The sequence below is a fragment of the Microbacterium sp. LjRoot205 genome (genome assembly GCF_056175745.1).
Genome location: NZ_JBGFFH010000010.1, coordinates 1 through 21,870, shown reverse-complemented (window position 1 = coordinate 21,870; position 21,870 = coordinate 1). Strand labels below are relative to the sequence as shown.

Here is a 21,870-nt window from a genome sequence, read left to right as displayed (position 1 = left end):
GGCCCCGGGAAGGAGCAGCCCGCCGTCCCGGTAGACTCCTGTCTCGTGTCTGAGTCTCCCGAAATCACCCCGGAAGCGGTCGAAGCCGCCGTCGCGGCCGCACTCGAAGCGATCACTGCGGCCGCCGATAGCGCCGAGCTGAAGGCGGCGAGAGCCGCTCATGTCGCAGACGGCTCGCCTCTCGCCGTCCTCAACGCCTCGATGCGGCAGGTGGCTCCCGAGAACAAGGCGGCCTTCGGCAAGCTCGTCGGGCAGGGGCGCGGTCAGGTCACGAAGGCCCTCGCCGCCAAGGAGGAGGAGCTGGCAGCCGACGAGGTGGCCGCCCGTCTCGAATCCGAGCGCCTCGACATCACCGCCGTTCCTTCCCGGACCCGCGTCGGTGCGCGGCATCCGCTCACCCTGCTCAGCGAGCAGATCTCCGACATCTTCGTCGGCATGGGCTGGGAGATCGCGGAAGGGCCCGAGCTCGAGCACGAGTGGTTCAACTTCGACGCGCTGAACTTCGACGTCGACCACCCCGCTCGCCAGGAGCAGGACACCTTCTACGTAGACCCGCCCTCGCGCCACCTCGTGATGCGCACGCACACGAGCCCGGTGCAGGTGCGCTCGATGCTCGACCGCGACGTGCCGATCTACGTGCTGTGCCCCGGTCGCGTGTACCGCACCGACGAGTTCGATGCGACGCACCTCCCCGTCTTCACGCAGTTCGAGGGGCTGGTCGTCGACAAGGGCATCTCGATGGCCCACCTCAAGGGCACGCTCGACCACGTCGCGCGTCAGCTCTTCGGCCCGGAGGCGAAGACGCGCTTCCGCACGAACTTCTTCCCCTTCACCGAGCCGTCGGCCGAGCTCGACCTGTGGCACCCGACCTTCAAGGGCGGCGCCCGCTGGATCGAGTGGGGCGGCTGCGGCATGATCAACCCGAACGTGCTGCGTGCGGCGGGGATCGACCCCGACGTCTACAGCGGCTTCGCCTTCGGTATGGGCGTCGAACGCGGACTCATGTTCCGCAGCGATGTGCAGGACATGCGGGACATGGCAGAGGGCGATGTCCGTTTCAGCGAGCAGTACGGGATGGTGGTGTGATGCGCGTCCCGCTTTCGTGGCTGCGTGAGTACGTCGATCTGGCAGCGGATGCTACGCCCGAAGACGTTCTGGCGGCGATGGTCACCGTCGGCTTCGAGGAGGAGGATATCCACCGCTTCGAGATCTCGGGTCCCGTCGTGGTCGGACAGGTCGTCTCCCTCGAGGGGGAGCCGCAGTCCAACGGCAAGACGATCAACTGGTGCCAGGTCGACGTCGGCGAGGCGAACGGCGGCATCCGCGGGATCGTCTGCGGAGCGCACAACTTCGTCGCCGGCGACAAGGTCGTGGTGACCCTGCCGGGCGCTGTGCTGCCTGGGCCGTTCCCGATCGCCGCCCGCAAGACCTACGGTCATGTGTCCGACGGCATGATCGCCTCGGCGCGGGAGCTCGGTCTGGGTGACGAGCACAACGGCATCCTCGTTCTCGCCGACCTCGGAATCGACGCTCCCGTCGGCACCGACGCGATCAGCCTGCTCGGTCTCGACGATGTCGCGGTCGAGATCAACGTGACACCCGACCGCGGGTACGCGTTCTCGCTCCGAGGTGTCGCACGCGAGTATTCGCACGCCACCGGAGCGACGTTCCGCGACCCGGCCGAACGTGACTTCGCCGAACTCCAGCCCGGAACCGGTCACACGGCGATCGTCGACGACGCCGCCCCCGTGCGCGGCCGCGTCGGGGCGAGCGAGTTCGTCACCCGTGTCGTCCGCGACGTCGACCCGTCGCGCCCGACCCCGCCGTGGATGATCGCTCGCCTGTCGCTCGCCGGCATGCGCTCTCTCGGCATCCTGATCGACATCACCAACTACGTGATGCTCGAGCTGGGGCAGCCGCTGCACGGATACGACCTCGACAAGCTCTCGGGCGGCATCACGGTGCGCCGTGCGACCCCCGGTGAGAAGATGACGACTCTCGACGGCCAGGAGCGAAAGCTCCACGTCGAGGATCTCCTGATCACCGATGGATCCGGGCCCATCGGCCTGGCCGGTGTCATGGGCGGTGGCACGACCGAGATGAGCGACACGACGCGCAACGTCCTCATCGAGGCAGCGACGTTCGACCCGGTGACGATCGCGCGCACCGCCCGTCGGCACAAGCTGCCGAGCGAGGCCTCCAAGCGCTTCGAGCGCGGCGTCGACCCTCTGGTGCCGTTCGTCGCGGCTCGTCGAGCCGCCGACCTGATGGTCGAGTTCGCCGGCGGCACGCTCACCGAAGAGGGTGGCGCGCTGTTCGCCGAGGTCTTCGTCGCCGAGATCGAGCTGCCGCGAGGATTCGTACAGGGACTCATCGGGGTCGACTACTCCGACGACGAGATCGTGGGCGCGCTCACGACGATCGGTGGCGAGGTCACCGAGACGGATGCCGGCTGGGTCGTCATCCCGCCGACCTGGCGCCCGGACCTCACCGACAAGTGGTCTCTTGCTGAAGAGGTCGCGCGCATCCACGGTCTCGACCGCATCCCCTCGGTGCTGCCGACGCCTCCGTCCGGCCGTGGCTTGACGCCGCACCAGCAGGGGCGACGTCGCGTGGCTGACGCGCTCGCAGCAGCCGGTCTCGTCGAGACGCCCTCGTTCCCCTTCACCACCGACGCCGAGAACGACCTGCACGGTTCGGCGTCGGGAGAGCACCTGCCCAGCATCCGGCTCGCGAACCCGCTCGACGGCTCTGCTCCGTTCCTGCGTCGATCGCTCATCCCGGGACTGCTGCAGACCGCGCATCGCAACATCTCGCGCGGACTCACGGATCTCGCGCTGTTCGAGACCGGAGTCGTGTTCCTGCCCGAGCCCGGTGTCGAGTACGGCACCGATGATGTTCCGCCGCTCGGCGTGCGTCCGTCGGACGAGACCCTCGCCGCGCTGAACGCGTCGATCCCGCCGCAGCACCGCCACGTCGCAGCGCTGTTCACGGGCAATGTCGTGGCACGCCAGCCTGGCCGTGCGGCTGAAGCGGCCGGTCTGTCGGAAGCGCTGGACGCGGCTCGCGTCATCGCCGCGGCTGCCGGCGTGGACATCGAGGTGACCCAGGGCGAGCGCGCGGCGCTGCACCCCGGGCGCACCGGCGTGCTGTCGGTCGGCGGCGTCGAGGTCGGCTATGTCGGAGAACTCCACCCCGACGTCGCAGCGGGAGCAGACCTGCCGGGTCGCGCGACCGTGCTCGAGCTCGATCTCGACGGAATCCTCACGCTGGCGAACGCGCGTGCGGTCGCCGCCTCGCTGTCGACGTTCCCGGCCGCCACGCAGGACGTGTCGCTCGTGCTCGGGGCTGACGTCCCCGCCGGCGACGTCAAGGCTGCGCTGGCCGAAGGCGCGGGAGAGCTCCTCGAGGCGATCCGACTCGTCGACGACTACCGCGGAGACGGCGTCGCGGAAGGACAGAAGAGTCTCACCTTCGCTCTGCGGTTCCGCGCGGACGATCGCACGCTCACCGCGGCCGAGGCGACCGAGGCGAAGCTCGCGGGCGTCGCTGTCACGGCCGAGCGCCTCGGCGCGACGCTGCGCGACTGACTCAGCGCTGCGCGGACTGCATTCCGGTACGGGATGCGGTCCGCCACGCAGGCGGTCGAGGCGTCGGGTGTGGAAGTCATCGCCACCGCCGAGCCGACCTGAACCTGGCTTTCCCGCGAGGTAGCGTGTCGTGATGAGCATCCTTCCCCACAGCACGCCTGCGGCGGTTCCCGATGGCGTCCGACCGATGGGCGAGGCGCCCTTCCTCGACCCGGGCGATCAGATCTCCTGGCACTACCGGAAGCCGGGGTGGCAGCCCGGAGACGCGTCGACGATCACACCCRTGCGAGTGGTCCGCGACGACGAGCGGGGCCTCGTCGCCTGGCTCGCTCCGGGCACGCTGCAGGAGGGGCAGGGCACTCCGGCAGGCGAGCGCATCCGAACGGTTCCGCTCGAGCGGCGATGGCTGGACCCGCGGACGCGGATCGTGGAGGAGTGGTGGGGCAACGGCATCCTGCGGATCGCCCCCGCAGGCGCCGCGTGGTCGGTGTGGCTCTTCTGGAGCGATGTGAGCGGGGCGGAGTGGCAGTTCGCCGGCTGGTACGTGAACCTCGAGAACGCGCACCTGCGCACCGACCGCGACACCTACTCGTCGGACCACGTCCTCGACGTCGAGATCGAGCCGGACGGCCGGGTGCATCTGAAGGATGAGGACGAGCTGATCGCGGCCGTCGAGCAGGGCCGTCTCACATCCGAGCAGGCGGCGCAGATCGAGCGGCACGCCGACGCGGCGATCGCGTCGTACCGCGACGGTGACTGGCCGTTCGCCGCGGAATGGCGCGACTGGCGGCCGGATCCCTCCTGGACCGTCCCGGAGCTCACGGGGCTGTCAGACCTCCGCGCGCGGTGAACCCGGCATCCGCCGTGAGCGGAAGACACTTCCCCTCGCACGGCGGAGATGGTGGCATGGATCCATGACTGACGTTCTGATCCTCGGCGGGACCGGCTGGCTGTCCGGTCGGATCGCCGGACGCCTGCTGGTGAACGGGGCGGCGGTGATGTGCCTCGCGCGAGGAGGTCGACCGTCCCCGGAGGGTGCGAGCCTGGTTCTGGCCGATCGTGACGACGCCGACGCCTATGACGCCGTCCGCGGTCGCGATTGGGACCACGTGATCGACGTCTCCTCGAATGCGGCGCACGTGGCGGCGGCGGTCGAGGCGCTCGGGGATCGAGCCGCCCGCTGGACGTACGTCTCGTCGGTGTCGGCATACTCCGATGACGAGACGGTCGGGGCGGACGAGTCCGCGCCGTTGCATCAGCCGGCCGGCGCCGGGGATGAGCACGAGTACGGCGCGCAGAAGGTCGCCGCCGAGAACGCGGTTCGCACGCTCGGCGACCGAACGCTGATCGTGCGCCCGGGGCTGATCATCGGGAAGGGCGACCCGAGCGACCGCTTCGGATACTGGGCTGCGGCGTTCCTGCGCGCTCACGACGAACCCGTGCTGCTGCCGCGCGCAGACGGGCGAGACGTGCAGGTGATCGACGTCGATGACCTGTCGGAGTTCATCAGCACGACGACCGCGACCGGAGTGATCAACACGACCGGCGACCGGCACCCGATGGCCGACGTCATCGAGGCGGTGCGCAGGCATGCGGGTCACCGAGGAGACACCGTCACGGCCACCGACGACTGGCTCGTGGCGAATGAGGTGGAGTACTGGGCGGGCAAGCGATCGCTGCCGCTGTGGCTCCCGAGCGACATGACCGGATTCATGACGAGGTCGAACGCGCGCTACCGTGCGGCCGGGGGAGAGCCGCGTCCACTCGACGAGACCATCGCCGTGGTGATCGAGGACGAGCGGGAACGCGGTGTCGATCGCGAGCGGCGCGCAGGTCTGACCCGGACAGACGAACTCGCGCTGATCCAGCTTCTGCGCTGACGGCGCGCGTCGCTAGACTGCGAGCAGTGACACGGGGTGCCGCATCCGCGGCTGAGAACAGACCCGTCGAACCTGATCTAGTTCGTACTAGCGAAGGGATGTCGCAATGAGCGATCGTCTGCGTCCTGAATCCGAATCGACCCTGGCTGCCGCGGCCGGAGAGCTCCTGTCCGAGCTGCGCGAGAGTCCACCTCTGACCCACTGCATCACCAACAGCGTCGTCACGGGGTTCACCGCCAACGTGCTGCTCGCCCTCGGCGCGGCACCGGCGATGGTCGACATCGTCGACGAAGCAGGAATGTTCGCCGGGGTGGCGTCCGGCGTCCTGATCAACCTCGGAACGCCGACCCCCGAGCAGCGGGCGGCGAGCCTCGAAGCCGCGGCCGGTGCCGTCGCCGCGGGCACTCCGTGGGTGCTGGATCCCGTCGCGATCGGCGCACTCCCGGTGCGCACGGCCCTCGCCCACGAGCTGGTCGCCTCGCGCCCCACGGCGATCAGGGGGAACGCATCCGAGATCCTCGCGCTCGCCGGACTCAGCGCAGGCGGCCGGGGTGTGGACGCGACAGACACGACAGACGATGCGGCAGAGGCAGTGCTCTCACTCGCCGCGCGTCATGGCTCTGTGGTCGCGGTGTCTGGACCGGTCGACCTGGTGACCGATGGCGTCCGTCTGCTGCGCATCGCGAACGGTCACGAGCTGCTCACCCGGGTCACCGGCGGTGGGTGCGCGCTGGGCGCGGTCATGGCCGCGTTCCTCGGCGCGGCGCGCTCGACCTCTGCCGATCCGCTCACGGCGGTGGCGTCGGCGAGCCTCGTCTACACGATCGCCGCCGAGAGGGCCGCGGTGCACGCCTCGGGCCCCGGCACCTTCGCTGTCGCTCTGCTCGACGCGCTCGCCGCCGTGCAGCCGGCTGACCTGGTGGCCTCCGCGCGCGTTCGGGAGAGCGCGCTGTGATCGCCGACCTCTCGCTCTACCTCGTCACGGATCCGGGCCTCTGCGGTGAGCGGGGTGTCGTCGAGACCGTGCGCCTCGCTGTCGACGGGGGAGTGCGCATCGTGCAGCTGCGCGACAAGATCGCGACGGATGCCGAGACCGCCGATCAGCTGGTCGAGCTGTCGCGCGTGATCGCCGGCCGTGCGATCCTCCTGGTGAACGACCGGGTCGATGCGGCGCTCGCCGCTCGCGCTCGGGGAGCTCGCGTCGACGGCGTGCATCTCGGTCAGGGCGATGCGTCGGTACTGCGGGCGCGCGAGCGACTGGGTGCCGAGGCGATCATCGGGTTGACGGCGAACACACCCGACCACTTCGACGCGGTGGCGGCTCTGCCTGCGGGCGTGGTCGACTACCTCGGCGTCGGTGTGATCCGCCCCACCGACACGAAGCCCGACCATCCGCCGGTTCTGGGCATCGACGGCTTCCGGTCGCTCATCGAGACGTGCGCCGTGCCCTGCGTGGCCATCGGCGGCGTGGACATCGATGACACTGAGCGACTCCGCGACGCGGGCGCGGCCGGCCTCGCGGTGGTCTCGGCCATCTGCGCCGCGGTCGATCCGAAGCAGACGGCGCAGAGCTTCCTCCGGCGGTGGCGGGCGTCAGGCACGCCGCGGGTGCTCAGCATCGCCGGCAGCGATCCATCGGGCGGTGCGGGGATCCAAGCCGACCTCAAGTCCATCGCCGCGAACGGCGGGTACGGCATGGCGGCTCTGACCGCACTCACCGCTCAGAACACCGTGGGCGTGCGGGCGGTGCATGTGCCGCCCGCGGAGTTCCTGCGGGAGCAGCTCGATGCGATCTCAGACGACATCGTCATCGATGCGGTGAAGATCGGGATGCTGGCGAATGCCGACGTGATCCGTGCGGTCTCCGACTGGCTCGATGCCATCCGGCCGCCGATCGTCGTGCTCGACCCGGTGATGGTCGCGACCAGTGGCGACCGGCTTCTCGACCGGGAGGCCGAGGTCGCGCTGCGCGGACTCCTCGAGCGCGCGCATGTCGTGACGCCCAACCTCGCCGAGCTCGCCGCGCTGGCCGACCATCCGATCGACGGGTGGGATGACGCGCTCGCGGCGGCCGCTGCGCTCTCCGACCGTGTGAGCGCGGCGGTGCTCGTGAAGGGAGGGCATCTCGACGGCGACGACGTTCCCGACGCGGTGATCGACGCTGCCGACGGAGTGAGTCGGGGGTATCCGGGCGCGCGCATCGCGACTAGCAACACGCATGGCACCGGGTGCTCCCTCTCGTCCGCCCTCGCCACCCGCCTCGCCAGGGGCGAGTCCCTCACCGACGCGGTCGCCTCGGCCCGTTCGTGGCTGCGTGAGTCTCTGACGGAGAGCGATGCGCTCCACGTCGGACGAGGACACGGGCCGATCAACCACTTCGGCGGCCTCTGGCGACGTGGCGGACTCGAGACCACCCCCGACCGGGCGCACATCCGCGATCAGTGGTGGGAGCGGATCGCGCACCTGCGGGCAGATATCGACGAGCTCCCCTTCGTCGGCGCTCTCGCCGACGGGACACTCGACCGCGAGTGGTTCCTGTTCTACCTTCGCCAGGACGCGCTGTACCTCCGGGAGTACGCGAGGGTCCTCGCCGAGGCCTCTCGGCTCGCACCGTCACCGCACGAGCAGGCGTTCTGGGCGGAGTCCGCGCACGGGGCGATCGCCGGAGAGCTCGAACTCCACGCGTCGTGGCTGACCCCCGGTGCGGGCGTGGAGGCGGAGACTTTCGCCGCTGATCCGGCCCCCGCGACCGTCGCGTACCTCGACCATCTGCGATCGGTCGCCTTCGGCGCAGACTACGCCGAGCTCATCGCCGCCGTGCTGCCGTGCTTCTGGCTCTACACCGATCTCGGGACGCGTCTGCACTCGGGGGCGTTCGGCGAGTACGCCCGCGATCCGCAGCATCCCTATGCATCGTGGCTCGCGACCTACGCCGATCCGGCCTTCGAGGCGGCGACAGAGCAGGCGGTCGGCTACGTGATGGACGCGGCGGCGCAGTCGGATGCCCCGCGGCGTCGACGGATGCTCCGAGCGTTCGAGGTCTCGAGCGCCCACGAGCTCGCGTTCTTCGCGGCGCCGGCGCTCCCCGTGCCTGCCGGATGACGGACCGGATTTGCGCATGCCGCGACGAGCGCGCTATCGTCGCGGCATGCCTTCGGCCGCCACCGCAACTCTGACGCTCGCTCCGAGCGCCATCGCCGTGCGCCGACGCCGCAGCGGCCGCCGACTCTAGGCGACCCTGCGCTTCTGCCTGCGTACGCACGGCGGTCGAGTGCCGGTGTCGCCGCCCCGGTTCCCGACACTGCACCCCGCGTTCGCCGAGGGGTCCGACCGTTAAGGTAGAAGCATGACGTACTCCGTCGCCGTCTCCGGCGCATCCGGCTACGCGGGCGGCGAGATCCTGCGCCTCCTCGCGTCTCATCCCGACATCGAGATCCGCACCGTGACGGCTCACTCGAACGCCGGTCAGCCGCTCGTGCAGCATCAGCCGCACCTGCGGTCTCTCGCTCACCTCACTCTGCAGGACACCACACCCGAGACGCTCGCAGGTCACGACATCGTGTTCCTCGCTCTGCCGCACGGTCAGTCGGGTCAGTACACGGATGCGCTCGGCGACACCCCGCTGGTGATCGACGCCGGGGCCGACCATCGCCTCACCTCGCAGGCGTCCTGGGATGCGTTCTACGGCGGCGACTTCCACGAACCCTGGGCCTACGGGGTCCCCGAGCTGCTCGTCGACGGCATCAAGCAGCGCGAGACGCTGCGCGATGCGAAGCGGATCGCCGCCCCCGGATGCAACGCATCCACGGTGAGTCTGAGTCTCGCTCCCGGCGTCGCAGCGGGAGTGATCGACGCGGGAGACATCGTCTCGGTGCTCGCCGTCGGCCCCTCGGGTGCGGGGAAGAGCCTCAAGACCAATCTGCTCGCCAGTGAGATCCTCGGCAGCGCCAATCCCTATGCGGTCGGCGGCACGCACCGGCACATCCCCGAGATCCGCCAGGCGCTCGCCGCGGCATCCGGTGCTGCCGCCGACGGCATCCGCATCTCCTTCACCCCTGTGCTCGTTCCGATGTCGCGGGGAATCCTCGCCACCTCGACCGCGCCGATCGCCGGTGACGTCAGTGACGCGGAGATCCGCGCCGCCTGGGAGGACGCCTACGGTGACGAGACGTTCGTGCAGCTGCTGCCCGAGGGGCAGTTCCCGCGCACGGCCGATGTCCTCGGCGCGAACACCGCACTCATCGGCCTTGCGATCGACCGTGCAGCGAACCGCGTGACGGTGGTCACTGCGGTCGACAACCTCGTCAAGGGCACCGCAGGCGCTGCCATCCAGTCCATGAACCTCGCGTTGGGACTTCCCGAGTCCCGCGCCCTCTCAGTGAACGGAGTCGCGCCGTGAGCGTCACCGCCCCCGCAGGATTCGAGGCGGCCGGAGTCGCCGCCGGCCTCAAGTCGACCGGCAAGCCCGATGTCGCCGTGGTCGTCAACCGCGGCCCGCGCAAGGTCGGTGCCGCCGTGTTCACGAGCAACCGCGCCAAGGCCAACCCGATCATCTGGTCTCAGCAGGCCGTCGCCGATCGCGTGGTCGAGGCCGTCGTGCTCAACTCCGGCGGAGCGAACTGCTTCACCGGCAGCTTCGGCTTCCAGACGACGCACCAGACCGCCGAGAAGGCGGCAGAGCTGCTCGGCGTCAGCGCCGGCGACGTCCTCGTCTGCTCGACGGGTCTCATCGGGGTCGGAGACGAGGTCTTCCGCGGCAAGGTGCTCGCGGGCACCGAACAGGCGATCGCCGAGCTGTCGGCCGACGGCGGCGACGTCGCGGCCGAGGCCATCATGACCACCGACAGCGTCTCGAAGACCGCTGTCGTGAGCCGGGACGGCTGGACGATCGGCGGCATGGCGAAGGGCGCGGGCATGCTCGCCCCGGGCCTCGCGACGATGCTCGTGGTCATCACGACGGATGCCGTGCTCGAGCCTCTCGAGGCCGACGCGGCGCTGCGATTCGCGACCGGCACGACGTTCGACCGCCTCGACTCCGACGGCTGCATGTCGACCAACGACCAGGTCACGCTGCTCGCCAACGGCGCCTCCGGGGTGACCCCCGACCTCAAGCACTTCTCTGCTGCCCTCGCTGAGCTCTGCCTGGAACTCGCGGTCAAGCTGCAGAGTGATGCCGAGGGCGCGAGTCATGACATCACCATCGAGGTGCGGCACGCCGCCAGCGAGGGGGAGGCCGTCGAGGTCGGCCGCTCGGTCGCCCGCAACAACCTCTTCAAGGCCGCGATCTTCGGCAACGACCCCAACTGGGGTCGGGTGCTCGCCGCGATCGGCACGACCAACGCGCAGTTCGACCCGTACGACGTCGACGTCTGGATGAACGGCGTCCGCGTGTGCAGCGAGGGCGGCCCCGACCGTCCGCGCGAAGAGGTCGACCTCACCCCTCGCGCCACGCACCTCGTGATCGACCTCAAAGTCGGCGAGGCCACTGCCACGATCCTCACCAACGACCTGACCCACGACTACGTGCACGAGAACAGCGCCTACGCCTCATGACCGACATCCAGGACACCACGCCTGACGTCGCCGCCGTCAAGGCCGCGACGCTCATCGAGTCGCTCCCGTGGCTGAAGAAGTTCCGCGACCAGATCGTCGTCGTGAAGTACGGCGGCAATGCGATGGTCTCGGACGAGCTGCAGGAGGCGTTCGCGCAGGACATCGCGTATCTGAGGTACGTCGGCGTGCTGCCGGTGGTCGTGCACGGCGGTGGGCCCCAGATCTCCGACATGCTGCAGCGCCTCGAGATCCCGAGCGAGTTCAAGGGCGGCTACCGCGTCACCAACACCGAGGCGATCAGCGTGGTGCGCATGGTGCTCACCGGCCAGGTGAACCCGCAGCTGGTCTCGAAGATCAATTCGCACGGTCCGATCGCGACGGGGCTCAGCGGCGAGGATGCGGGGCTGTTCGGCGGGCGTCGCCGCGGCGTCGTGATCGACGGCGAGGAGATCGATCTCGGTCGCGTGGGCGACGTCGTCGAGGTCGACCCGACGCCCGTGCTCGACCACCTCGCGGCCGGACGCGTTCCCGTGGTCTCGAGCATCGCCCCCGACCTCGATCACCCGGGCCAGTCGCTGAACGTGAACGCGGATGCCGCGGCTGCCGCGCTCGCCGTGGCTCTCAAGGCGCGCAAGCTCGTCATTCTCACGGATGTCCCCGGGCTGTACGCCGACTGGCCCAACCGCGACTCTCTCGTGTCGCATCTCACCTCGGAGGCTCTCATCGAGATGCTGCCGACCCTCGAATCAGGCATGATCCCGAAGATGAAGGCGTGCCTGGACGCGATCGAGGGCGGCGTCGACGCCGCCGCGATCATCGACGGACGCGTGCCGCACTCGGTGCTCGTCGAACTCTTCACCAGCAAGGGAATCGGAACAGAAGTGGTCATGGGAAGCGCAGGAGTGAAGGCATGAGCAACTGGCAGGATGACGCGGCGAGCGATCTGGTCCTCAACGCAGGTCCCCGGTTGGCGATGCTGACTCGCGGCGAGGGATCGTACCTCTGGGACTCCGAGGGCAAGCGCCACCTCGACTTCCTCGCCGGCATCGCGGTGACCTCGCTCGGTCACGCGCATCCGGTGTTCGTGGAGGCCGTGTCGACGCAGGCCGCGACCCTCGCGCATGTGTCGAACTACTTCGCGACACCGTCGCAGCTCGCGCTCGCCGCACGGTTGAAGCGTCTCGCCGGTGCCGGGATCGATGGGCGCGTGTTCTTCTCGAACTCCGGCGCCGAGGCGAACGAGGCCGCGTTCAAGCTCGCCCGCCTGCACGGCGGGACGGAGAAGCCCCGCATCCTCGCGCTCGAGAACGGATTCCACGGCCGGACCATGGGATCTCTCGCGCTCACGGCGAAGGCGGCCATGCGCGCGCCCTTCGAGCCGATGCCCGGGGGAGTCGAGCACATCCCGGCGACCATCGAGGCACTCGAGGCGGCCATCGACGACCGCGTCGCCGCCGTGATCGTCGAGCCGATCCAGGGTGAGGCAGGCGTCGTCGAGCTTGCTGAGGGATACCTGCAGGCCGCTCGATCGCTCACTCTCAAGCACGGGGCCCTGCTCATCGTCGACGAGATCCAGACCGGGGCAGGGCGCACGGGCGCCTGGTTCGGCTTCAGCCACGAAGGCATCACGCCTGACGCCATCACGCTCGCGAAGGGCATCGGCGGTGGCTTCCCGATCGGTGCTCTCGTGACCTACGGTGCGGCGAGCTCGCTCTTCACGCCCGGTTCGCACGGCTCCACGTTCGGCGGCAACCCGCTCGCTACGGCCGTCGCAGACGCGGTGCTCACCGAGATCGAGCGCGCAGGCCTCGTCGACAACGCCGCGCGTCGTGGGGAAGAGATCCTCGAGATCATCGCCGATATCGACTCGCCTCTGGTCACGGGGGTGCGTGGCCGCGGGCTCCTGATCGGGGTGGCTCTGGGCGCCCCCGTCGCGAATGAGGTGGTCGCCGCCGCTCAGGAGCGCGGCCTCATCGTGAACGCCGCGAACCCCGAGACCGTGCGCATCGCGCCGGCCCTCACCATCGGAGACGCCGAACTCGCCGAGTTCCGCGAGCTGTTCGCCGCGTCGCTCTCCGACGTCCAGACCTCCCTCCCCGAAGCCGGAAAGGCCCTCGCATGACCCGCCACCTGCTGCGTGACGACGATCTGACCCCCGCTGAGCAGGCGGAGATCCTCGATCTCGCCATCGAGCTGAAGAAGGACCGCTGGGCGAACAAGGCCCTCGAAGGCCCCCAGACGGTCGCGGTGATCTTCGACAAGTCCTCCACCCGCACCCGTGTCTCGTTCGCCGTCGGCATCGCCGACCTCGGCGGGTCGCCGTTGATCATCTCGACCGCGAGCAGTCAGCTGGGCGGCAAGGAGACCCCGTCGGACACCGCCCGGGTGCTCGAGCGTCAGGTCGCGGCGATCGTCTGGCGCACGTACGCGCAGGCAGGACTCGAGGAGATGGCCGCCGGCACATCGGTGCCCGTCGTCAACGCCCTCTCCGACGACTTCCACCCGTGCCAGCTGCTCGCCGATCTGCTCACCATCCGAGAGCACAAGGGCGACCTGAAGGGTCTGACTCTGACGTTCTTCGGCGACGGGCAGAGCAACATGGCGCACTCGTACGCGCTGGCCGGTGTCACGGCAGGCATGCATGTGCGCATCGCCTCGCCCGCCGACTACGCGCCGCGTGCGGACATCGTCGAGGCGGCCGACCGCCGTGCGGCGGAGACCGGCGGCTCGATCACCCTGTTCACCGATGCGGTCGAGGCTGCGGCCGGTGCCGACGTCGTGGTCACCGACACCTGGGTGTCGATGGGCAAGGAAGAGGAGAAGCTCGCGCGCATCCGCGACCTCGGTGGCTACAAGGTGACGCCGGAGACGATGGAGATCGCCGACTCGGAGGCCATCTTCATCCACTGCCTTCCCGCCGACCGAGGCTACGAGGTCGACTCCGAGGTCATCGACGGACCGCAGAGCGTCGTCTGGGACGAGGCCGAGAACCGCCTCCACGCCCAGAAGGCCCTGCTYGTCTGGCTGCTCGACAAGAAGGACGCATGATGGTCGACGCGAAGAACGAGGGCACGAACGAAGGCGCGCTGTGGGGAGCCCGCTTCGCGAGCGGCCCGTCGCCCGAGCTCGTCGAGCTCAGCCGGTCGACGCATTTCGACTGGATCCTCGCACCGTATGACATCGCCGGGTCGCACGCGCACGCGACGGCTCTCGCGGCTGCCGGTTACCTCGAACCCGACGAGGCAGCCAAGATGCACGAGGGGCTCGATGCCGTGGCGCGCAAGGTCGCCGACGGCACCCTGCGGCCCGTCCCCTCGGATGAAGACGTGCACGGGGCTCTCGAGCAGGCCCTGATCGCCGAGCTCGGCCCGGAGCTGGGTGGACGTCTTCGTGCGGGACGCAGCCGCAACGACCAGATCGCCACACTGGTGCGCATGTACCTGATCGACCACGCCCGCGTGATCGCGCGAGACCTCCTGCGGGTCATCGATGCCCTCGTCGCGCAGGCGGAGGCTCATCCTGACGCGATCCTCCCCGGACGGACGCATCTGCAGCACGCACAGCCGGTGCTCCTCGCGCACCACCTGCAGGCCCACGGGTGGCCGCTCGTGCGCGAACTCGAGCGTCTGGTCGACTGGCGTCGCCGTGCCGGCGTCTCGCCGTACGGCGGCGGAGCCCTCGCGGGCTCGACGCTCGGACTCGACCCCGCGCTGGTCGCATCCGAACTCGGACTCGACCGCCCGGCCGAGAACTCGCTCGACGGAACCGCTGCGCGTGATGTCGTCGCCGAGTTCGCCTTCATCACGGCCATGACCGGGGTCGACATCTCGCGTCTGAGCGAGGAGATCATCCTCTGGAACACTCGCGAGTTCGGCTTCGTCACTCTGCACGACGGGTATTCGACCGGCTCGAGCATCATGCCGCAGAAGAAGAACCCCGACATCGCCGAGCTCGCTCGCGGCAAGTCGGGGCGCCTGATCGGCAACCTGTCTGGGCTGATGGCCACGCTCAAGGGGCTTCCGCTGGCCTACAACCGCGACCTTCAGGAAGACAAGGAGCCGGTCTTCGACTCGGTGCAGACCCTCGAGGTCGTGCTGCCGGCCTTCGCCGGGATGATCGCGACGCTGCGCTTCGACACCGAGCGCATGGCCGCCCTCGCACCTCAGGGGTTCTCGCTCGCGACCGACGTCGCCGAGTGGCTCGTGAAGCGCCGTGTGCCGTTCCGCGATGCGCACGAGATCTCCGGCGCGCTGGTGCGCGCCTGCGAAGAGCGGGCGATCGGTCTCGAAGACGCATCCGACGAGCTGCTGATCTCGGTGTCGCCCCACCTCGTGCCCGAGGTGCGAGAGGTGCTCACGATCGAGGGCTCCGTGGCTTCCCGCACGGGCGTCGGCGGAACGGCTCCCGTCCGGGTGGCCGAGCAGCGTGCCGAGCTGGTCGCCCGAGCACAGGCGGCTGCACACGCGCTGGGGCTCTAGCCGACGAACAGGTGGAGCGCAGCGACCTGCACGACCCCACACGGGCCGCGGAACTCTCGGCGAGAGTTCCGCGGGCCGTCCGGCGCTCCGCAGAGCGTCCCGTGGGCGTCCGCGGGGTGGGGTCAGTGCAGTGCGACGTCTGCCGCCGAGCGCGTCCAGCGGGTGAAGCGGACGACGAGTCCGGAGCGCGTGGGGCCCGCGAGGAACGGGCCGGCGGATGCCGTGGCCTCACCGTCGAACGGCGCCACGCGCACCAGGCGCCATTCGCCGTCGTGGGCGCGTGCACGCACGATCACGGCATCCGGCCAGCGGCTCACACGAACCGTGATCTCGCTGCCGTGCCAGTCGTCGGCATAGCCGACCGACCAGTCCGAGCGGATGTCGGTGACGACGGCGCCGAGACCGAGATGGCCGTCGGCGTACTCGACTCCCGCTTTGATCCAGTGCTCGTCGTCGGTGCGCACGAAGACTCCGGCCTGGTCGAACTGGCCGTCCCAGGGGGCGCGGAACGACACATCCATCGCCTCGCCCACTTCCAGGGGTGCGAGCAGCGCGTGCTCGGTGTCGTGCACGAACCCGTAGGCGGTGTGCCGCCAGGCGTCGCTGCCTTCTACGGCGGTCGCGTCCAGGTGGTCGCCGTCGGAGGCGAGATGAGCGGGAGCGTGGGTCCACGACCCTTCGGACCAGGGGATGATGTCTGATTCAGGCATGTTCGCAGACTATAGCCAAATAAGGCATAAATGGAAGTTATTCGTGATACGGTTATCACATGGTCATCGCCGTACTCGCCGACATCGTGGGCTCTCGCAAGCTCGACGATCGTTCGGCAGCGCAGCGCATCCTCGATGAAGCGATCGCTCGCGTCGAGGAGCATCTGCCCCTCGCGCACCACGCGCTGACGCCTACGGTCGGGGATGAGCAGCAGGGAGTGTACCTCGACCTCGAGGACGCGATGGTGTCGCTGCTGATGATCCAGCTCGCACTTCCCGACGGCATCGCCTTCCGATTCGGGATCGGCGTCGGCGATGTGCGTTCGGTCGACTCCGTGCACGGCGAACTCGCCGATGGGCCGGGGTGGTACGCGGCACGCGCCGCGATCGAGACCGTGCACGCGAGGGAGAACCGCACCGTGCCGCGCACGCGGACGTGGATTGTCGGAGCCCCGGGGCAGGATGAGGTCATGGAGAGCACCATCGCCGCGTCGAACGCCTACCTCCTCGTCCGCGACGAGCTGGTCGGGGCGATGAACGAGCGTGAACGGCGTCTGACCTATGGGCGCCTGGTCGGCAGATCGCAGCACGACCTCGCCGCTGAGGAGGGCATCTCGCAGCCCAGCGTCTCGAAGTCGCTGCGCAGCGCCGGTAGCGCCGCCCTCATCGAAGGGGTGGCCGCGCTGAGGGGGTCGAGCGCATGATCGTCGCCGGATTCATCCTGCTGGCCGTGGGCTCAGCCGATCTCGTGCGCCAGTTCGCCCCACGCCGATGGGTCGGCTACCTCACTGTCGCAGTGATGCTCCTTCTGCTCGGCAGCGTGAGCGACGCGCTGGTGCCCATGGTCCTCGGGCTCGTGGTCGGCGCGCTCTGGGTGTGGTGCATGCCGGCGGAGAGGCGCGCGCCACTCGGTTTCTGGCCCGCCGTGCTGCTCGGTGTGATGACCATCGGATCGGTCGTGTGGCTGGGTGCTCGCACGGATGCCGGTCTGATCGGGGCTGTGTGGAGTATGCGCTCCCCGTTCGGAGAGATCCCTTTCGATCTCGCGCTCCTCACCGTGGGCACAGGCGTGTTCCTGTTGGAGTCCGCGAATCTCGTGGTCCGGGCAGCGCTCGACGGCGAGCACACATGGCGGCCTGCCGAGTTGAGGCGAGCCGCGATGCTCGACACCGCAGACGAGCTGCCGACTGCTTCCGGAACCCCGGTCGCGCATCCGGTGGTCCCTGGCGCCCAGGCTGACGACGGGGCGATCGGAGTCATCGGTGAGGCCGGCGTGGGTGCGGCAGACACGGTGGCCGCAGAGCAGTCCGAGCCGGCGGGCGAAGCCGACGCCGTGCCCGCACGCGATCCCCGGGCGGGTTTCAAGGGCGGGCGACTCATCGGCCCGCTCGAACGCATTCTCGTGATGCTTCTCACCCTGGCCGCCGCGTATCCGATTCTCGCCGCGATGCTGGCAGCCAAGGGAATCGTCCGCTTCCCTGAGATCTCTCGAGACGGGGAGACCGGAGCCCGCGCAGAGTACTTCCTCGTCGGCAGCCTCGTGAGCTGGGTCATCGGGTTGGGTGCCGCATTCCTGGTGTGGTGGGCGGCGCACAGCTGATCGGACTCGGTGACGGCGATTCGCCTGCCCCCACCGCTGATAGCCTGGGGCGCGTGTCGAATTCCGCTCTGACGACCGCCCCGCCGGCGATCGACCCCACGTTCGAGAACGTGTGGGACGAACTGCTGTGGCGCGGCCTCGTCCACGTGTCCACTGACCAGGAGGCGCTGCGCGCCCTTCTCGCCGGGGACCCGATCACGTATTACTGCGGTTTCGACCCCACTGCTCCCAGCCTGCACCTCGGGAACCTGGTGCAGCTGCTGACGTTGCGTCGCATTCAGCTCGCCGGCCACAAGCCGCTCGGCCTCGTCGGCGGCTCCACCGGTCTGATCGGTGACCCTCGGCCGACGGCGGAGCGCACACTCAACACCCGTGAGACGGTCGAGGAGTGGGTGGGGCGCCTGCGGACGCAGGTCGAGCGCTACCTGAGCTTCGAGGGCGAGAACGCGGCGCGAATCGTCAACAACCTCGACTGGACCGCGCCGCTGTCGGCGATCGACTTCCTGCGCGAGATCGGCAAGCACTACCGCGTCGGCACCATGCTGAAGAAGGATGCGGTCGCGGCGCGCCTCAATTCCGACGAGGGCATCAGCTACACGGAGTTCAGCTACCAGATCCTGCAGGGGATGGACTTCCTCGAGCTCTACCGTCAGTACGACTGCGTCCTGCAGACAGGCGGCTCCGACCAGTGGGGCAACCTGACCAGCGGCACCGACCTCATCCGTCGCGCCGAAGGGGCCTCGGCGCACGCCATCGGCACACCGCTGATCACGAACAGCGACGGGACCAAGTTCGGCAAGAGCGAGGGCAACGCCGTCTGGCTCGACCCCGAGATGTGCAGCCCGTACCGGATGTACCAGTTCTGGCTGAGCACCGCGGATGCCGACGTGATCGAGCGGCTCAAGGTGTTCACTTTCCTGACCCGTGCAGAGATCGAGGAGTACGAGGCTCTCGTCGAGTCCGAGCCGTTCCGGCGTGCAGCGCAGAAGCGCCTCGCGCTCGAGGTCGTGGCGACCGTCCACGGGATCGATGCGACGGCCGCCGTGATCGCGGCATCCGAAGCGCTGTTCGGTCAGGGCGACCTGACCGCTCTCGACGCGTCGACGCTGCGCACCGCCCTCGAGGAGCTCCCGCACGCGACAGTCGACGCCGGTTCACCGGTCGTGGATGCGCTCGTCGCCACGGGGCTGGTATCCAGCCTGTCCGAAGCGCGCCGCGCGATCAGTCAGGGCGGGGTCTCGCTCGACGGCGCGCGCGTCGAGGACGACTCGGCCAGAGTCCAGGGGACTCTTCCGGGCGGGGTCTCCGTGCTGCGCCGCGGCAAGAAGACTCTCGCGGGAGTCTTCCTCGGCTGAGATCTGTCGCTGATCGCGTGACGGCGGTCGTCYGAGGATYCTCRGACGACCGCCGTCACGCTTCCCCCCCACCCAGCTCGTCAGGAGAGCCGATGCCGTTCACGCCGAGTCACGCACTGGTCGCCCTGCCCTTCATCCGCACTCCGCTCGTGCCCGCCGCGATCGCGATCGGAGCCATGACGCCGGACCTTCCCCTGTTCCTCAGGGGGTTCGGCCTCCCGTATTCGTTCACCCACACGTTCGGCAACGTGCTCTGGACAGCGCTGGTCGCGTTCGTCCTGTTCCTGCTGTGGCGCGTGGTGCTGCGCCCGGCGGTCGGCGAACTGTCGCCGCTCTGGCTGGCTCGGCGACTGCCCGTCGAGTGGGCGCAGTCCGGTATCGAGGCGGCCAGAGCGGCCGTCGGCGTCGGGGCGCAGAATCGGCTGTATCCCCTCATGCTCGCGGCGTCGCTGGTGCTGGGCGTCCTGACGCACATCGTCTGGGATCTGTTCACGCACGAGGGGCGATGGGGAGTGGATGCGCTTCCCGCGTTAGACGACATGTGGGGGCCGCTCACCGGGTACAAATGGCTGCAGCACGGATCGAGCGTGATCGGGTTGCTCATCATCGGCATCTGGGCGATCCGACGGCTGCAGAGCGCCGACCCTCGCGAAGACGTCGAGCGCGCGATGCCGGCAGCCGTCAGGCTCGCCTGGTGGCTGTGGCTTCCCGCAGTGCTGGTCACCGCGTGGATCCTGGGATACGCGGCATACGGACCCTTCACCGCGGGGTTCACGTATCAGCATCTGGCCTATCGGATGCTGCCGCCGGCCTGTGCGCTGTGGGGTGTCCTGACACTCGCATTGTGCCTCTCACTGCCGTTGTTCCGCCGTCTTCACCAGCGCGGCTGATCCGACCCCCAGCGGTGGGGAGCCGCGAACTCGAGGCCGGGGAGCACTGACGCGGCGGTGGTGACCGTCTGCCCGGCGACATCGAACACGGAGGTGTGGGCGGTGAGGTCCAGCTCCTGCCCCGCTTCCGGCTGGGAGCACCGCGGCATGCCGAGAAGCTCGGCTGCGACGCGACGCAGTGAGGTCCGCACCACCCAGCCGCCGCCCTCACGCCGCCGTCGTTCGAGCAGCGAGACGACCGCGGCCGCGAGAAGATACCCCGTGCTGTGGTCGAGGGCCTGCGCGGGCAGAACCCCGGGGCGATCACCGTCGGGGCTCTCGATCATGGATATCCCGGACTCCGCCTGCACCAGGCTGTCGAACCCGGCTCTCGACGGCTCGTCGATTCCCCACGCGCTGAGCTGGGCGACCACCAGCGCAGGATGCCGTTCGAGGAGTGCAGATGCAGAGAGACCGAGGCGGTCGAGGGATTCCGGCCGATACCCCAGGACGACGACGTCGGCCGCAGCGAGCAGCTCCTCGAACCGATCTGTGCGGGCCTCGAGCAATGTCGACCTCTTGCCGTGGCCGGTATCGAGGTGCTGCCATTCGGGTTCGACCAGGTCCGGTGGGTCGACGCGAAGCACGTCGGCGCCCAGAAGTGCGAGAGTGCGGGTGCAGACAGGGCCGGCGATCACTCGTGTCAGGTCGAGTACTCGCACGCCGGTGAGAGGCGCGAGACTGTGCCGTTCATCGGTCCCGTGTCGCCCGGGGCGAGGTGCGAGGTCGATCCGCTCGACCTGGAGCAGGGGAGTGGCGCGCAGTCTCGCGTCGCGCTCTGGGTTCTCCTGCAGCACCGGCACTGCCAGCCCGCGTGCGAGCGTGATCCGCTCGACCGCCTCGGTGACACTCAGCGGCAGGATGGCAGTGCGCACATCGTCGGCGTCGGCGTCGGCGGTCAGTCCGAGCCCGGCCTGCAGGCGCGTCGCGTGGTGCGGATAGTTTCCGTGCGTGCGGACCCACCCGTCGGATGCTCGGAAGAACCCCGAGTACGGCGACCAGACATCGGGGGAGAGACCATCGATCGTCAGAGCCCGATCGCTCCGATATGCGGCGGCGATGCGATCGGGGTCGGGAGAAGGGCCTATGCCGGACGCCAGACAGACGGCGCGCACGCTCGCCCATGCCAGATCACCCGTTGCCAGGCGCGATGGGAGGGGCACGGCATGAGGGGGCGGCGCAGCGCTGGCGGCGGGGTGCGGCTCGACACCGAGCTCTGCCCACACCCGGTCCAACAGCCCGAGAGCGGGGTCGAGATTCGTCGGCTCGTTCACGCTGCGATCGTACTCGTGGCGGCGATGTGAGACGAATACCGGCGCTGGACTGGGAAAAGATCCATCGAACGATGCGGCGACACGCCCGGGGGTGGTGGCCCGATTTGCCAGAACCCCGGAACCCACGTAACTTATTACTTGTTCGCCCCACAGGGAAGCGGAGAGGCCGAGAGCCTCACCCCCCTCAAGCGGAGAACCACCTCCCGATCCACTCACTTGTGAGAACAGGCGCTTGCGCCTAGGATGGGAGATCCACCCCCTCTGCGGCTGTCACCGGCTGCGCATCGGATCCAAGATCCGCACGGCGCGCTGATTTGACAAGCGGGACGGGATGGCTAAGATAGAGAAGTTGCCCTTCGGGCCTGGTTGTGATGACTGGGTCGTGGGAGCATCCGATCCTTGAGAACTCAACAGCGTGCACTTGTCAAATGCCAAATTATCCTCGTCTAGCTTCGGCTGGGTGAGAATTCCTTTGGATCAAAGACCAACCTCCTTGTGGGG

General features: G+C 69.1%; 18 protein-coding genes and 1 riboswitch. Of the genes, 16 read left to right on the top strand and 2 right to left on the bottom strand.

Going from position 1 to position 21,870, the window contains the following annotated elements; genetic code table 11:
* Positions 1-45: 45 nt before the first annotated feature.
* The 12 genes from pheS to argH all read left to right on the top strand — a co-directional run bounded on the left by pheS (position 46) and on the right by argH (position 15,501).
* The gene (pheS, locus tag AC04ME_RS17015; protein WP_475436184.1) at positions 46-1,086 is read left to right on the top strand and encodes a phenylalanine--tRNA ligase subunit alpha; all 1,041 of its coding nucleotides are present in this window, start codon (positions 46-48) and stop codon (positions 1,084-1,086) included.
* Entirely contained in the window at positions 1,086-3,590 is a 2,505-nt protein-coding gene (gene pheT / locus AC04ME_RS17010; RefSeq protein ID WP_475436182.1) for a phenylalanine--tRNA ligase subunit beta, read from the top strand. Before pheS ends, pheT begins: the two co-directional genes overlap by 1 nt.
* Positions 3,591-3,723: 133 nt before the next feature.
* Complete coding sequence (locus tag AC04ME_RS17005; RefSeq protein WP_475436181.1) at positions 3,724-4,440, top strand: DUF402 domain-containing protein; 717 nt, start codon at positions 3,724-3,726, stop codon at positions 4,438-4,440.
* 64 nt (positions 4,441-4,504) lie between these two features.
* Positions 4,505-5,470 (top strand): NAD-dependent epimerase/dehydratase family protein, encoded by a 966-nt coding sequence (locus AC04ME_RS17000; protein ID WP_475436180.1) that lies wholly within the window; start codon positions 4,505-4,507, stop codon positions 5,468-5,470.
* Between the two features lie 22 nt (positions 5,471-5,492).
* Positions 5,493-5,586, top strand: a riboswitch (TPP riboswitch).
* On the top strand, positions 5,577-6,425 hold the full coding sequence (thiM, locus tag AC04ME_RS16995; RefSeq protein WP_475436178.1) for a hydroxyethylthiazole kinase: 849 nt from the start codon (positions 5,577-5,579) through the stop codon (positions 6,423-6,425). Its footprint overlaps the riboswitch before it by 10 nt.
* Positions 6,422-8,572: a bifunctional hydroxymethylpyrimidine kinase/phosphomethylpyrimidine kinase gene (locus AC04ME_RS16990; RefSeq protein WP_475436176.1), complete on the top strand. Its 2,151-nt coding sequence runs from the start codon at positions 6,422-6,424 to the stop codon at positions 8,570-8,572. Before thiM ends, AC04ME_RS16990 begins: the two co-directional genes overlap by 4 nt.
* A gap of 244 nt (positions 8,573-8,816) precedes the next feature.
* Positions 8,817-9,869 (top strand): N-acetyl-gamma-glutamyl-phosphate reductase, encoded by a 1,053-nt coding sequence (gene argC / locus AC04ME_RS16985; protein WP_475436174.1) that lies wholly within the window; start codon positions 8,817-8,819, stop codon positions 9,867-9,869.
* A complete protein-coding gene (gene argJ, locus AC04ME_RS16980) occupies positions 9,866-11,023 on the top strand; it encodes a bifunctional glutamate N-acetyltransferase/amino-acid acetyltransferase ArgJ (protein WP_042536570.1) in 1,158 nt (385 codons plus the stop codon). The genes argC and argJ overlap by 4 nt, the downstream gene beginning before the upstream one ends.
* On the top strand, positions 11,020-11,937 hold the full coding sequence (gene argB, locus AC04ME_RS16975; RefSeq protein WP_042536571.1) for an acetylglutamate kinase: 918 nt from the start codon (positions 11,020-11,022) through the stop codon (positions 11,935-11,937). Before argJ ends, argB begins: the two co-directional genes overlap by 4 nt.
* Positions 11,934-13,145, top strand: coding sequence for an acetylornithine transaminase (locus AC04ME_RS16970; RefSeq protein ID WP_475436172.1), 1,212 nt, complete (start codon positions 11,934-11,936; stop codon positions 13,143-13,145). The genes argB and AC04ME_RS16970 overlap by 4 nt, the downstream gene beginning before the upstream one ends.
* On the top strand, positions 13,142-14,071 hold the full coding sequence (gene argF, locus AC04ME_RS16965) for an ornithine carbamoyltransferase (RefSeq protein ID WP_475436171.1): 930 nt from the start codon (positions 13,142-13,144) through the stop codon (positions 14,069-14,071). The genes AC04ME_RS16970 and argF overlap by 4 nt, the downstream gene beginning before the upstream one ends.
* Positions 14,071-15,501: an argininosuccinate lyase gene (gene argH, locus AC04ME_RS16960; protein WP_475436348.1), complete on the top strand. Its 1,431-nt coding sequence runs from the start codon at positions 14,071-14,073 to the stop codon at positions 15,499-15,501. The genes argF and argH overlap by 1 nt, the downstream gene beginning before the upstream one ends.
* Before the next feature lie 122 nt (positions 15,502-15,623).
* Here argH and AC04ME_RS16955 read toward each other — a convergent pair whose 3' ends face one another.
* Positions 15,624-16,211, bottom strand: coding sequence for a DUF1349 domain-containing protein (locus tag AC04ME_RS16955; protein WP_475436169.1), 588 nt, complete (start codon positions 16,209-16,211; stop codon positions 15,624-15,626).
* 59 nt (positions 16,212-16,270) lie between these two features.
* Between AC04ME_RS16955 and AC04ME_RS16950 the strand changes: the two genes are divergently transcribed.
* From AC04ME_RS16950 to AC04ME_RS16935, 4 genes are all read left to right on the top strand, one after another.
* A complete protein-coding gene (locus AC04ME_RS16950; RefSeq protein WP_475436167.1) occupies positions 16,271-16,915 on the top strand; it encodes a SatD family protein in 645 nt (214 codons plus the stop codon).
* On the top strand, positions 16,912-17,811 hold the full coding sequence (locus tag AC04ME_RS16945) for a hypothetical protein (RefSeq protein ID WP_475436166.1): 900 nt from the start codon (positions 16,912-16,914) through the stop codon (positions 17,809-17,811). The genes AC04ME_RS16950 and AC04ME_RS16945 overlap by 4 nt, the downstream gene beginning before the upstream one ends.
* Positions 17,812-17,864: 53 nt before the next feature.
* Complete coding sequence (tyrS, locus tag AC04ME_RS16940) at positions 17,865-19,166, top strand: tyrosine--tRNA ligase (protein WP_475436164.1); 1,302 nt, start codon at positions 17,865-17,867, stop codon at positions 19,164-19,166.
* A gap of 92 nt (positions 19,167-19,258) precedes the next feature.
* Positions 19,259-20,056, top strand: coding sequence for a DUF4184 family protein (locus AC04ME_RS16935; protein ID WP_475436162.1), 798 nt, complete (start codon positions 19,259-19,261; stop codon positions 20,054-20,056).
* On the opposite strand, the gene AC04ME_RS16930 is transcribed toward AC04ME_RS16935, so the two are convergent.
* Entirely contained in the window at positions 20,041-21,369 is a 1,329-nt protein-coding gene (locus AC04ME_RS16930; protein WP_475436160.1) for a CoA transferase, read from the bottom strand. The two genes, AC04ME_RS16935 and AC04ME_RS16930, sit on opposite strands and share 16 nt — an antisense overlap.
* Between the last annotated feature and the right edge of the window lie 501 nt (positions 21,370-21,870).